Origin of the sequence: Desulfosporosinus sp. OT, assembly GCF_000224515.1 — a bacterium.
In the GTDB taxonomy this organism is placed as follows: Bacteria; Bacillota; Desulfitobacteriia; order Desulfitobacteriales; family Desulfitobacteriaceae; genus Desulfosporosinus.
This window is the reverse complement of sequence record NZ_AGAF01000148.1, coordinates 1-13133: the sequence shown is the minus strand read 5'-3', so window position 1 is coordinate 13133 and position 13133 is coordinate 1. Positions and strand designations below refer to the sequence as shown.

Annotated in this window: 14 protein-coding genes; 13 read left to right on the top strand and 1 reads right to left on the bottom strand. The window is 45.0% G+C overall.

Annotated features, from left to right (window positions below; translation table 11 throughout):
* Positions 1–86: 86 nt before the first annotated feature.
* The 4 genes from DOT_RS13185 (at position 87) to DOT_RS13170 (ending at position 3153) form a co-directional block, all read left to right on the top strand.
* A complete protein-coding gene (locus tag DOT_RS13185; protein ID WP_040412153.1) occupies positions 87–317 on the top strand; it encodes a hypothetical protein in 231 nt (76 codons plus the stop codon).
* Positions 318–483: 166 nt separating this feature from the next.
* Positions 484–1209 (top strand): WecB/TagA/CpsF family glycosyltransferase, encoded by a 726-nt coding sequence (locus DOT_RS13180; protein WP_009619488.1) that lies wholly within the window; start codon positions 484–486, stop codon positions 1207–1209.
* 43 nt (positions 1210–1252) lie between these two features.
* Positions 1253–1966 carry a sigma-70 family RNA polymerase sigma factor gene (locus DOT_RS13175; protein ID WP_009619486.1) on the top strand — a complete coding sequence of 238 codons (714 nt, stop codon included), beginning with the start codon at positions 1253–1255 and terminating at the stop codon, positions 1964–1966.
* Entirely contained in the window at positions 1963–3153 is a 1191-nt protein-coding gene (locus DOT_RS13170) for an anti-sigma factor domain-containing protein (protein ID WP_009619484.1), read from the top strand. Before DOT_RS13175 ends, DOT_RS13170 begins: the two co-directional genes overlap by 4 nt.
* Positions 3154–3182: 29 nt before the next feature.
* On the opposite strand, the gene DOT_RS13165 is transcribed toward DOT_RS13170, so the two are convergent.
* Positions 3183–4328 (bottom strand): glycosyltransferase, encoded by a 1146-nt coding sequence (locus DOT_RS13165; protein ID WP_009619482.1) that lies wholly within the window; start codon positions 4326–4328, stop codon positions 3183–3185.
* 201 nt (positions 4329–4529) lie between these two features.
* On the opposite strand from DOT_RS13165, the gene fabZ reads away from it, so the two are divergent.
* The 9 genes from fabZ (at position 4530) to DOT_RS13120 (ending at position 13085) form a co-directional block, all read left to right on the top strand.
* On the top strand, positions 4530–4970 hold the full coding sequence (gene fabZ, locus DOT_RS13160; RefSeq protein ID WP_009619480.1) for a 3-hydroxyacyl-ACP dehydratase FabZ: 441 nt from the start codon (positions 4530–4532) through the stop codon (positions 4968–4970).
* The gene (locus DOT_RS13155; RefSeq protein WP_009619478.1) at positions 4967–6808 is read left to right on the top strand and encodes an O-antigen ligase family protein; all 1842 of its coding nucleotides are present in this window, start codon (positions 4967–4969) and stop codon (positions 6806–6808) included. Before fabZ ends, DOT_RS13155 begins: the two co-directional genes overlap by 4 nt.
* Before the next feature lie 24 nt (positions 6809–6832).
* Positions 6833–7231, top strand: a complete 399-nt coding sequence (locus DOT_RS13150; protein ID WP_009619477.1) for a hypothetical protein — start codon at positions 6833–6835, stop codon at positions 7229–7231.
* Positions 7232–7249: 18 nt separating this feature from the next.
* Positions 7250–8977, top strand: coding sequence for a DEAD/DEAH box helicase family protein (locus tag DOT_RS13145; protein WP_009619474.1), 1728 nt, complete (start codon positions 7250–7252; stop codon positions 8975–8977).
* A gap of 5 nt (positions 8978–8982) precedes the next feature.
* Entirely contained in the window at positions 8983–9723 is a 741-nt protein-coding gene (locus DOT_RS13140) for a ComF family protein (protein ID WP_009619472.1), read from the top strand.
* Positions 9724–9787: 64 nt separating this feature from the next.
* A complete protein-coding gene (locus DOT_RS13135; RefSeq protein WP_009619469.1) occupies positions 9788–10090 on the top strand; it encodes a zinc-ribbon domain containing protein in 303 nt (100 codons plus the stop codon).
* A gap of 486 nt (positions 10091–10576) precedes the next feature.
* A complete protein-coding gene (locus tag DOT_RS13130) occupies positions 10577–11368 on the top strand; it encodes a basic amino acid ABC transporter substrate-binding protein (protein ID WP_009619465.1) in 792 nt (263 codons plus the stop codon).
* Between the two features lie 333 nt (positions 11369–11701).
* Positions 11702–12379, top strand: coding sequence for an amino acid ABC transporter permease (locus DOT_RS13125; protein WP_009619463.1), 678 nt, complete (start codon positions 11702–11704; stop codon positions 12377–12379).
* Complete coding sequence (locus DOT_RS13120) at positions 12366–13085, top strand: amino acid ABC transporter ATP-binding protein (RefSeq protein ID WP_009619460.1); 720 nt, start codon at positions 12366–12368, stop codon at positions 13083–13085. The genes DOT_RS13125 and DOT_RS13120 overlap by 14 nt, the downstream gene beginning before the upstream one ends.
* Positions 13086–13133: the final 48 nt, after the last annotated feature.

Genomic DNA, 13133 nt, shown 5'->3' with positions numbered 1-13133 from the left:
CTATTTGATTTCAGGTTCCGAACCCCGTCGACCCCAGCACAGAGGAAGTTTCTTAGCTTAGAGAGCACTTTAGTGGGATTGCGTCAATGAGCGCAGACGATAAGGCGTTAAGAAACGCAACGGGACTTGTCCATGGATGGACTGATGTCGCGGTGCCCGAAGACACTGTCTTCGCACGTATTAGCCTTCTTGGATGGCAAGGAGCGACACACATGCGACGGAACAAGGATGTTCCTAGTGTCGAATGCGCCAAGAATGGCATAGCATTCGACCAGGACAGCCCAGAGGGTTTGCGTTTTGGCCTTAGCGACAAGTGAATAGCAATGGAGCGTGTCGATCACGATAGTCTCCGGTGGAGAGTATCGCCGAAGGCACAGAGCAGCTGACGCATACTTTCGTGCCGTAGATGCTAAGACACTTCCTCTCTCAAGGGAGCAAGTACGAACTGTCAAAGACAGTGACTCAGAAAGGGAAGGTCAATTTATGAGGGTCAATATTCTGGGGATAACCGTAGATACCTATTCCATGCCAGAGACAGTAGAGCAGATCGGTCAAGCGATAGCGAGTCAGGTGCCGATACGAGTGGTTACGGCTAATCCTGAAATGATCTATGCTTCAATCCGAGATCTTCGACTAAGGGAACTAATTAACTCCGCAGAAATTGTAACAGCCGATGGAATTGGGGTGGTTTGGGCTGCCCGGAGGTTAAGAACTCCTGTTTATGAACGGGTAACTGGGATTGATTTAGTTCAAGCTTTATTTCCAGTCTCTAATGCGGGGAAATGGCGACTCTTCTTTCTAGGAGGAAAACCAGGAGTAGCCGAACAGGCAATGTATCGAGTTTCCAGTGAATACCCTGAGATTGTATGTAAAGCTTGGCATGGTTACTTTAACTCTGAAGAAGAGCCTCATGTGTTAGAAGAAATACGCCGCTTTCGACCTGATCTCTTGTTCGTCGGATTAGGCGCTCCCCGTCAGGAATATTGGATTTCTGAACATCCACGATTGGCAAGTGTGAGTATTGGAGTTGGAGGAAGTTTCGATGCGTTAGCTGGAACAGTGGTCCGTGCGCCAAAACGCATCCAAGATCTTCATGTTGAATGGCTCTATCGCTTGTGGAAAGAGCCTTGGCGTTGGAAACGGCAAACGGTTCTACCACGCTTTGTATTTAAGGTGCTTTGGCAGAGATTCTTTCAGAAGACCCCCTAAAAGGGAGAATCTGCTTCGTATTGGAGAGTAGGGGGAAGTAAGCATGCCAGTATGGGAAGAACAATGGACGTGGCAGCGCTTGAAAGAGGACCTAGAAGCCCGAGAAGGGTTTTTGGCTGAATCTCAGGCGTTTATTCGTCATGTGGCGAGCCAGGCGTGTTATCGTTCTCTAGAATGGGGTAAAGATGACGAATTATCAGAAGCGCTGATCGTTTTCAATGAAGCGATCGATCTATTTGAATTGGATAAAGGTGTACCATTTTTAGCCTATGCACGGGTTTTAATGAAACGACGGTTGATTGATTATTATCGCAGGCAGCGCTTGAGGCAGGCAATCTCTCTGGATCAAGAGGACGTTGGACGTGGAATTGATGTCCATCTTGGTTTAGATGAATTTCGGGAGCAAGAGCAGAACAGCGAACGGGCAGCAGAAATTGAACAATTCTCTAAAGCCTTGGCAAAGTTACAGCTTACCTTTCAGGACCTGGTTGCGGCTTCCCCAAAACATCGGGATTCTCGAGAAACGCTACTCACTGCGGCTCGAGAATTAGCCAGTGACCCTGAGTTGTGGCTTCAGGTTGAACGAAAGGGGAAGGTCCCCATGCAAGCATTAGCTTTGAAAACTAAAATTCACCCGAAGGTACTAGAACGGGGAAGAAAGTACATTTTAGCGGTTGCTTTACTTATTGCTAATCAATATGACTATGTTTATTTGCGCGAATATGTACTCCCTCAGGAAAGGAAGGCAAAGGGATGAGCAAAATGAAAGCTGTAGTGATAGAAAAGTCCGATTTGCATTACACTGTTTTGGGAACGGACGGAAGCTTTCGCAAAATCCGCAGTCGGCTCCTTGCTGAGGTGGGTGAAGAAATAGAAATCCAACATAACGCGAGAGATTTTTTTAGGGGGTTACGCCTATGGGCTGGAGTTGCAGCGATGTTTCTTTTGATTTTTGTTGCTCTCTTGGGGTGGAACCTATATCAAACGCCAACCGCTGTAGCGATGCTCTCAGTTGATATTAATCCTAGTGTGCAATTTACTCTGGATGCCCAAGGTCACTTATTAAAGTTTAACACGCAGAATGAGGATGCAAAGCGTATGCTAAGTCGTGTTGACTTAACGGGTAAACCAATTGATGAGGTTTTAGAACAAATAGTTACCGAGGCCTTTGATCAAAAATATCTTAACTCTGAGCAGCGGTGGGTTATGGTCGGATATTCGCCGATGAGTGATAAAACCTTAGATCAAATGCCTAAGGAACTCAACGAAACTCAAATTACTTCATGGGTTACAGAGACAGTTGAGAAAAAAGGGTTGACACCTCAAGTTGCGGTCTTCCCTCTTACTCCTCAGGATCGAGAGTTAGCGCAAAAGGGAGATTTGTCATTAGGGGAGTATGGACTATGGGAGACAGCTCAAAAGGCAGGGGTCGTAACACAATCGGATAAACTAAAACTAAAAGATACATCAGAACGGGTTAGGTTACTAGAAAACCCACAGGTTCAAGAGCAAATCAAGGTAGCGAAGAAAGAGCCTCAAACTGGTTCACCGCGTAGGTCAGGGGCTTCGAAGCAAGATTCAGGATTGACCAATAAACCATCCTCTCTGCTCAAGATTCCTAATGGAGGGAGAGATAACGGTAAAGAGCAGGAGCAAGAGGAAACTAAGAATTGGCAGAAGGACCAGGAAAATAATAAGGGAAAAGGACATGGTCAAGCACAGAGTAAAGAATCGGATGCAACTAAGAACAGTGTGAATAAAGGGATGAAGCGAACAAAAGAGCAGGACAACGACAACGTTCCAGTCCTAGCACCTATACCTGATCCCTGGAATACTAGGCATCAGGTAATTCCTGTCTATAAAATTCCTGAGCGTCAAGATAAGGGGAAAATGAATGACAAGAGCGCTAGAGACGAACACCAGGTCGATAACAAGAGGAGTTGAGCGATTTCGCTCAACTCCTCTTGTTATCGTCATTTGAAGCATTCTTCTCTTTTGATGGGTCGAGTGAAGTTATCAAGCAAGCGGGTGTAAACTTGTTCGGTTTCTCGAACCATAGTTTCAATAGAAAACTTGGGCCAGCGGTCATGGCCGGAGAGAACAAGGGACTTTGTTAAATCTGGGTTTTCAATTATAGAAGCACATGCTTTTGTGAACCCAGCCACATCCCCTGGAGGAACGAGCAATCCATCTTTTCCAGCGCGAACGACTTCCGGAATTCCTCCAACAGAACTAGCCACTATAGGAACTCCGGCTTTCATTGCTTCAAGAAGGACTAATCCCATGCCTTCGCTGACCGAGGGCAAGACAAAAAGGTCCATGGCTGGAAGTGCATCGTAGGCGCGGGGGAGGTAGCCAGTCAAAGTATAGGGAATCAGGTTATGGCTAAGTTCAGATTCCAGAGCCTGGCGAAAGGGACCGTCTCCAATGAGCAAAAGATGAAGGTTTGGAAACTTTAAGCGCAGTTGAATCGCAGCTTTAATCAAATAAGTATGTCCTTTTGTAGGATGGAGTCGTCCAATAGATCCAACGACAAGTGCATCAGATGGGATTTTCCATTCTTTGCGGAACTGGTGGCGAGAATTTGCTGGATCATTAAACGCCAGGGGAGATTGGCCATTATAAATTGTCTCTATGTTCTGACCGCCTCTTGACGCGACTTCTTGTGCTAAATGTTCAGATACAGTGATAATCCCAGACGTCAGGGGCAGGGTAAGGCGGTCTAGTCCTAAAGCTAGGCGAGCAGACCAGGGTGAAAGATAATCATGGGCAAGGGAGCTATGCACCGTAGTCAAACAGGGGAGTCCTAACCATTTTGCGCCAAGGCGGCCTAGAAGATTTGCTCTGGAACCATGAGTATGAATAAGATTTATCCCTTTATGCTGAGCCCAACGCAGGAGACCGGGCATTGGGGATAGATCTATAGGGAAGTGCATGGGGAAGGTTCGAGTTGAGATATTGCTTTCACGGGCAAGGGCTGCAAAAGGCCCGGGTGTAAGGCAGGCCAGATGAGGGGAAAAACGAGACCCATTTAAACCATTAAGCAAAGATAATACATGCTGTTCAGCCCCACCAATTTCTCCCCCACCTATAATATGTAAAATTTTGTAGTTTTCCACGATTTTCTTATCTTCCCTTCAGCCTTAAACTTGGTTATACTAGTTAGCGAGTAGGAAAAATGAATTACTCTAATCATAGCCAGACTGATTCATATCTGCAAGTAAATAGTGGAGCGCGATGCGCAGGGCGAGAAACGTAATATTTGACTTTCGAGCATCGTGCATCAAGCTTCGAGCATCGAGTTATAAGGAGGAGTACTAGTGTTACAAAGCCAAGAGATCCAAGAGATTATCCCGCATCGTTATCCCTTTCTTCTGGTAGATCGTATCATAGAATTGGAGGAAGGGAAAAGAGCGGTCGGAATAAAGAATGTGTCAGCCAATGAACCGTTTTTTCAGGGCCACTTTCCAGGGCATCCGATTATGCCGGGAGTTCTGATCATGGAGGCACTGGCCCAAGTCGGCTGTGTGGTCATCCTTAAGATGCCAGAGTATGCTGGATACTTGGGATTGTTTGCCGGTTTAGATGACGTTAAGTTTAAGCGGCAAGTGATTCCCGGAGATCAGCTGCGCTTGGAAGTGGAACTTCTAAAGCTGCGAAAAACGTTTGGTGTTGCCCAAGGTAAAGCGTATGTCGGAGAAACGCTGGTTGCAGAAGGCACCCTTAAATTCTTCCTGGAGAGGAAGACACCTACCCTGTGATCGGGACAACTTTACAGCAAGTCAGCAGAGCTAGGAGCAACACAGCACGCATCCTAGCTCTTTTTTTAACCCTAAGCCTTGTGGCCCACGGTCTTTTCTTTTCACAGGAATGGGTTTTTTTTGCCTTTGCCTTATCAGTGTATGCTTTGCAGGCTACCTTGTCGAAGTCTAATCACGTAACAGAGATGTCTTCTGCCTTTGGTCTGACAGATGTTTTGTTTTTGGGAATGCTCTTTTTTTCTGTGGTAGGAATAGTTCATCCCGTGAAAGTCAAGGACGGATTTATTGAAACTCTACGCTGGGGAATCCTATGGTTTGTTTATAGGCTGGGGGTGGGGATTTCTGCGGATGATATTGCCAAAAAACATCTGGTACAATATACCGAATGGCTGGCGATTGTTGTGGCTATTATTGGCTGGCTGCCTTGGGTGAGCAAAGTGGCGGGGAGATTAAGTTCAGTCTTTGGCTACCCCAATGCCACAGCAGCTTTTTTAGGAGCAGTTCTTTTGTTTTGTCCGTGTAGGAAGCCAGTTCAGACAATCTTCCTAGGAATTTCACTCTTAGGCACGGGATCGCGCGCTGGAGTGGGAATATTTTTGGCAGTTTTTATAGGGCAATTTTTATTAAAGGTTAGAAACCGTCAAACTGTAGACAAGGTTAAAGCGCGTGGATTCAGCCGAATTTTAAACTCTGTTAATAGGAAAATAACGAGCATGGAAATAAGAGGACTATGGGTAATTCTGCTGGGGGTAGTTGGGACAGCACTCGTGCTACGTACTAATAGACTCGCCTGGGGGAACCTAACGTCCTGGAGCTTTTCATCAGCGAGTTGGCAAGAACGGCTCGTCTACTTTAAGGATGGGTTACGCTTAGCTTGGGACTCAGGAGGGATTCCACGAGCCGGAGGGTGGATGGCCTTTCCCACGGTTCAACGTTTTCCATACTGGACAGCAGATCCTCATTCGAGTTTTATTCATATTTTATTAAACCAAGGTTTTATCGGAACTTTAAGCATGGTTATGTGGAGTGCTTTTACCTTAGGCCAGGTATGGCAGACTTGGGCTAAGAAATCTGTGCCGTCCATATCGTCGCAGGGAGTCGATGGATATACAGCTAAAATTCGAGCATGGGGAGCATTACTCTTTTTGGGATTACATAGTTTGGTGGATGCTGATTTTTCCTTCGGGACTTTAGGTGTTCTATTTTGGCTTATTTTTGGGAGCATTCAAAATAGAGAAAAACCGCCTCATTCTCTTGTTCCAAAGTGGAAAAAATTAGTTCCAAAACTGAGGGGCAAGGGATTATTCTTCTTCATAAGTCTATTTTTGTGTCTGGTTACTGGGAGTGTACTTTTGAATCCAATACTGCTCGAGAAAGAGAAGACTTGGAATACACAGGCACGTCTTGGTCGTGCACAGGATCCTGCTCGAAGCATTGCCCTTTGGAATATGAGCTTGAACTGGGATCAAACACAAACCAGTGTGCGACGCGAGCAGGCAGAGTCCCTATTAAAGAGTGGAAACACAGATACAGGGGTGCAAGCTGTAGAGGAGGTACTTCGTTGGCAACCATTTAACTTAGAAGCGTATGAATGGGCCCAGTCAGTAGTTTGGAATGCAGCTGAGGCACAGCGTCGTACGCACCCTGAAAAGGCAGTTCCGCTCTATCTCTGGGTCGAAGGTATACCCCAGAAAATTGAGGGAAGAGCAGCTATACTATCGGAAGAGGATCGATTCCTCTGGAAGGGATATCAGGATTTTGAACCTTCCCAACATATCAAACTTCTGGTTGAATATGCTCGGCAGAGACAACTCACGCAACTCTTACCCGGAACATAGGTTGTGGGTGAGGGGGAGTGGCTGATGTTTTTACTAGGTGTCGTGTTGTGCTTAGGAATTCTTTTGTGGAGAACTAATTCGAGTTTGGAATGGAATATTCCACTTAAATGGCAGATTCTTATTGGGGCATGGCAGAGAGAGTGTGGCAATAAGACACATAGTCTAAACTATGTTTGTTACTTAGGCTCAGAAAACAGCGAGTTAGAAAAAGACTTTTGGCATCTCCGAATGGCCTTGCCTAGGATGCAGAAGAAATTCAAGGTACCTTTATGGATTAAAGTTCGCATCCATCAAGGCGTAGCCACTAAGCAGAAAGATTTATATCTAGCCTGTCTTCAAAAGCGGTTCCCAGAAATTGAGATTGACGAGTGCCCCCTTTCCAGAGTTTGTTGTGAAGTAGAGTGTAACTGCTATGGGGATTAAAATGAAGAGGGGATACTTATGCAATTCTTCTTGACGTTAAAAGAAGACGGTAACGTTAGTTTTTGTCCGTTTCAGGTAATGGACAAGCTGAATTCTGATGTTCTTAGTTATCTCAGTAAACCCCTCTCTTTAGAGACTATCCAGATCGTTCAGGAGCGTTTGTATCGGAGAAAACTCGTTAATTTTCTGCACAAAGGGCCAAAGCGAAGGGATAGAAAACTTGAGATCCTTAAAATAATCAGAGCTTTAGGCTGGGACACCCAGGACTTCACCTGGCAGGAACTTAGCCCTGCTTCAGTTGCTGGTTGTTCAGACCGATTGGATGAGAAACGATATTATGAAGTCAGGAATATGTTTAATCGACTAGTACTAGGAAGGCAACTTTCGTGCAGTGACCTGCGTAGCCTGGCCAGAGAGCTCAAGCTAGAAGAGAGAGAAATCATCAGGCTAGCCCATTCCAGTGTTGAACAAGGCAGTGCGCAGTGGGTTCCTGCGGTGAAGTCGCACGGCAGAGGCTGGCAGTGTCAACGTTGTGGAGAGACAAACTTGGAAGTGTGGCCCGGCCTTCAAGGAATGGCCGCAACGTGTCAAAGTTGTGAGAGTATCGGGCCGAGCACTTCACTAGACGTATTTTTTCGAGATCAACGTCCACTCTTAGACGGCCCTTCTGAGGTTCTATTTCGGCCACACTGGACCTTAACAGAGGCACAACGTTTAGCGAGTGAACAAGTGCTTGAATTCATTAAAGATGCTTCGGAAGAGACGGCACTTCTTTGGGCAGCGTGTGGAGCCGGGAAAACTGAAGTGTGTTTCCCATCCGCAGCTTGGGCTCTAGAGAGGGGAAAATCGGTACTATTTGCTGCGCCCCGCCAAGATGTCGTTAAGGACATTGAACCGAGGCTGAGACGGGATTTTCCGGACTATCCGTTGCAAGTGTTGACAGGGACAACCCTGGTTAAATTTCAAGGCGGAGGGATGGTCCTGGCGACCACCCACCAAGTATTAAGATTTTGGCGAGCTTTTGATGTGGTTTTCATGGATGAGATGGATGCCTTTCCCTATCATGGGAGCCGTGCTTTGGAATGGGGACTGAAGCATGCCTTGCGTCCAAACGGTAAGATAATTTACATGACGGCAACGCCCTCCCCGGAAGGATTAGTGGGTGTTCAACAAGGTAAGATACGACTCATTCGACTTCCGGCACGGCACCATCGAACCCCCTTGCCGGTTCCCAGTTGGGAAAGATCCCGTCATCCTCTAGAGTCTTACAGCTGCGCAGATTTATGGGCATCGCAAATTGATACCTTGAGGGCAGCGGGACCTGTTTTGGTATTTGTCCCCAAGATCTCTTGGATCAAACCGTGGATCAAATGTTTTCAAAGACGTTTTCCAGATTGGTGTGTTGACGGTAGCTACAGTTCAGACTTAGGGCGTTCCGCGAAACTTGAGCGCTTGCGTCAGGGAGAGTTTGATCTTTTTGTAAGTACGACGATCTTGGAGCGAGGCATCACGTTATCAAGGATACAAGTCGTGGTTCTCGCGGCAGACCATCCTGTATTTGATGAGCGTGCCTTGGTACAAATGGCTGGAAGGGTGGGGCGAACTCGAGAAAGTCCTGAGGGAAAGGTCGTTTTTGTTTCTCAGCGAAGGACACCGGCCATGAAAACTGCAGTTTTGTGGATTAAGGAGCAAAACAGACATGCCATGGAATTAGGGCTTATTAACGCAGATTCAGCGGGAGGGTAAAAGTATTGAGAGACCTCGGGATAGAAGCGGCAAAGATCACGCGAGCTTTATGGTATGTAGACAAACAAGCTTGTATATTTTGTGGCGAGGAGCAGGGTGTAATTTGTCCAGCCTGTACAACAGAGTATCTTCATCCGGAGCTCGGGCGCTGCAGGGGATGTGGAAAGTTGATTCTCTCAGAGAAAATACACTGCCTGGATTGTGAGGCTGGAAAGGGTCCTAAGCATCTTGATCAGATTACAGCTTGGGGTCATTATGCCGGAGGATTAAAGGAATTTATTCAAGAAATAAAGTTCAAAGCACATCCTCGGCGCTTAATGGAGATTGCTCGCCCTTTTTCCGATTGGGCGATTAGTCAGCTTCCTGTCGTCGATGGTGTAGTGGCGGTCCCTATGCATGCATCGCGTATGGCAGAACGAGGTTTTAATCAGGCGGAGGTCATTTCCTCCGTGTTACACTGGCAATTAGGATTACCAATTCTCTGCGGAGTTGAACGGATCGCATCAACATCGTCTCAAGTTTCCCTTTCACGTCAAGAACGTTTGCATAATCTGAAAGGTGCCTTTGAAGTGCAACAACCAGAGAAGATTAAAGGGCGGAGCATATGGCTGGTGGATGATGTAACAACAACCGGAGCTACGTTAGAAGCCGTGGCAGAAACTCTGCGCGAAAGTGGAGTTCAAGCAATTTATGGCCTGTGTTTGGCAGCTGGACTCGAAAAAAAACTTGTGCCTTTGTGTGATTAGCGTTATAATTACTATTGGATGGGCAGAGCCTATTACATTTTTTTACGTAAGGGGAATATCTTTCATGGCCTTTGAAGACAAAGATCTAGTATGTAAAGACTGCGGAGCAACTTTTATTTTCACAATCGGAGAACAAGAATTCTACGCTGAAAAAGGATTCGAAAATGAACCACAACGTTGCCGCGAATGCCGCAACATCCGCAAAGCAAACCGTAATTCCCAAGAAGGAAGATCACGTGAAATGTTTACGGTTGTTTGTGCGGACTGCGGAGTGGAAACACAAGTTCCTTTCCAACCGACATCCGATCGTCCAGTATACTGCCGTGAGTGCTATCAACACCATCGTCCAGCTCGCGAGCAATATTAATTCAGGTATTGAATTAAATTATTTGACATGACAAGCATTGGTTGACTCGAGGTCGGCCAATGCTTTTTTCTGTATTTGTTAATAACTATCGATAAAACATTCTTTCAACAACGTTATCCACAGTTCTATTGTGAAAAGCAGTAGATTTTTAAGACTTATCCACACTATCCACAGGCTCCTGTGCGTAACTTTGGGGGATAAATGATACTATTTTGTGCACACTTTTGGAGAGAATTGTTTTGCTCTGGTATTACGATTTTCCTGAAAGAAGTGGGATTAAAAATTGCGCTGAAGGTGGTTTAAGAGATGTTTTGACCCGCGCTTGAAAAATAAGCATGAAATAGAATGAAAAATAGAGAAAAATGGCTTCCATAAATATTTATAAGTATGTATAATTAGAAAAATAGATGGATGGGCTAATTCATCATACACTAAAGCTTGTATAAAGAGTATGCTGCGTTCATCCAATGAAAAAGGGGGATAAACATGTTTAAACCAAAGTTTCGTCTTGTTTTAAGCGGATTACTTAGCTTAAGTCTCTTGGCACTTGCTGGCTGCGGAAATGCCAGTGCACCAACTCCTACTCCTGCACCCGCGGAAAAGATTCTGAAGGTAGGGTCAGATATTGCTTACGCACCATTCGAGTTCATGGATGAGAAGCAGCAAGCGACAGGGTTTGATATTGAGCTCATCAATGCTCTTGGAGCAGATATGGGATATTCTAAGGTGAATATCGAGACATGTTCTTTTGATGGTTTGATTGCGGCTTTACAGGCCGGGAAATATGATGCGATCATTTCAGCTATGACGATCACAGATGAACGTGCTAAGACTATTCAATTTAGTGACAAGTATTTTAAAAGTACTCAGTATATTGCAATGAAAAAGGGAGCCAACTTTAAATCATTGGCAGACCTGAAAGGCAAAAAGATCGGGGTCCAACTCAATACAACGGGACAATTTGCAGTTGAGAAACTAGGAATGGCAACTAAAAAATATGATACGACACCCGACGCTCTCAACGATCTTCTGAATGGTGGCGTAGATGCTGTTGTGGCAGATGCTCCAGTAGTACTTTGGTTCCAAGCACAAAATGCAAGTGCTCAAATTGAATCAGTGGATGCAAATTCAGGTGCAGAATTTTACGGAATAGGCATGAAATTAGATGATAAAGAGTTGGGCGCTAAAATGAACGCCTCTTTAAAGAAATTAATCGATACCGGGAAATACAATGAGATTTATAAGAAGTGGTTTAAAGTAGATGCACCGAAATTCTAAGAGGTTTTTGATATTAGCTAGTTGACCCTTCTATGAGAGAAGGCACTTTGATTAAGTGTCTTCTTTTTTCATATTGCAGACTAAGTTCTTGAGGAGAAAATTGATCGCGGAAATTGGCCATTGAAACTAAATATGAAATTTTCTTCCTGTTGTTTTCACTGACGGTACGACTACGCTAGAAAAATTATGGAAGTTCTTTTCTGACGTTTTTTGGCTTGTATAAATTTGTCCTAAAATGTATAATTTCAGGCAGTGGTAAGAAAAACAAAAGAATTCTAACGATTGAAAAATGTTCTTATCATTTTATGCAATGAAAAGCTAGGAGGATTTTCTGTGGAAATGAATTGGAAGGCAGCCCTGGATAGCATCCCTGTACTGAATAGAGCAGCTCTTCTTACTTTGGAACTGACAGCCGGTGCAGTTGCAATCGGGGTTGTTATTGGTCTCATTATGGCTTTAGCGCGTTTATCCAAAATTAAAGTTTTACGGGCGCTTGCTATTGCTTATATTGATTTTTTTAGAGGGACCCCATTGTTAGTTCAAATCTTTTTAGTTTATTTTTTAGTCCCAAGACTTTTTCATTGGGAGACTCTGCCGGATAACTATCAGTACTTTGCAGGGGTTTTGGCAATGGGTCTGAATTCTGGAGCCTATATTGCTGAAATATTTAGGGCGGGGATTCAATCAATTGATCGTGGGCAATCGGAAGCGGCGCGTTCGTTGGGGATGAACCATAGCCAATCCATGCGCTACGTAATCCTTCCCCAAGCGTTTAAGCGAGTAATTCCACCCTTAGGCAACGAGTTTATTGCCTTACTTAAAGATTCGTCTCTGTTATCGATCATTGCGATTCAAGAGCTTTTTTATAGCGGGAAAATTATTGCTGGGCGAACGTTTCAACCTATTCCTATGTATATAGCGGTTGCCTTGTATTATCTTTTAATGACCCAGTTGATTTCCCAATGGGTTGCCTATACGGAGAGGAGGTTGGGGAAAAATGATTTACGTTAAGAATTTGCATAAATCCTATGGTAAGCTCGAAGTGCTTAAAGGGATTGATTGCCATATTCGAGAAAAAGAAGTTGTCGTTGTCATTGGCCCAAGTGGTTCGGGCAAGAGCACCTTCTTGCGTTGTCTAAATAAACTGGAAGAGCCGACAAGTGGAGAAATTATCGTTGATGGGATTCCACTTAACTCTGAGATTAATGTTAATGCAATTCGCCGAGAAGTAGGCATGGTGTTCCAGCGTTTTAATCTTTTTCCGCATATGACAGCACTTCAAAATATTGTACTTGCTCCAGAGATTGTTCGTAAAATGAATAAAGCGGAAGCCGAAAAGATTGGTTTAGATCTTTTGGGAAAAGTTGGTTTATCCGACAAAGCGGGCGAATACCCGGATCGTCTTTCTGGTGGGCAACAACAACGGGTCGCGATTGCCCGGGCATTGGCGATGAAACCGAAGATCATGCTTTTTGACGAGACCACTTCCGCTTTGGATCCGGAGATGGTTGGAGAGGTTCTTGCCGTAATGAAGGATTTAGCTCGTGAAGGGATGACCATGGTTGCCGTTACTCATGAAATGGGATTTGCCCGTGAAGTTGGTGATCGAGTGATCTTCATGGATGAGGGTGTTATTATGGAGGAGGGAGAGCCCAACGAGGTTTTTGCTCATCCTAAGAATTCCCGTACACAGGCGTTCTTAAGTAAAATCTTGTAGCTTTTTGTACACGCTCCTTGGGTTAGGCTAGGCCCGAGGAGCGTTTTC

Coding starts and splice junctions, on each gene's coding strand:
- DOT_RS13130 (WP_009619465.1), top strand. CDS start 10,577: ATGTTTAAACCAAAGTTTCGTCTTGTTTTAAGCGGATTACTTAGCTTA.
- DOT_RS13175 (WP_009619486.1), top strand. CDS start 1,253: ATGCCAGTATGGGAAGAACAATGGACGTGGCAGCGCTTGAAAGAGGAC.
- DOT_RS13180 (WP_009619488.1), top strand. CDS start 484: ATGAGGGTCAATATTCTGGGGATAACCGTAGATACCTATTCCATGCCA.
- DOT_RS13185 (WP_040412153.1), top strand. CDS start 87: ATGAGCGCAGACGATAAGGCGTTAAGAAACGCAACGGGACTTGTCCAT.
- DOT_RS13120 (WP_009619460.1), top strand. CDS start 12,366: ATGATTTACGTTAAGAATTTGCATAAATCCTATGGTAAGCTCGAAGTG.
- DOT_RS13150 (WP_009619477.1), top strand. CDS start 6,833: ATGTTTTTACTAGGTGTCGTGTTGTGCTTAGGAATTCTTTTGTGGAGA.
- DOT_RS13170 (WP_009619484.1), top strand. CDS start 1,963: ATGAGCAAAATGAAAGCTGTAGTGATAGAAAAGTCCGATTTGCATTAC.
- DOT_RS13145 (WP_009619474.1), top strand. CDS start 7,250: ATGCAATTCTTCTTGACGTTAAAAGAAGACGGTAACGTTAGTTTTTGT.
- DOT_RS13135 (WP_009619469.1), top strand. CDS start 9,788: ATGGCCTTTGAAGACAAAGATCTAGTATGTAAAGACTGCGGAGCAACT.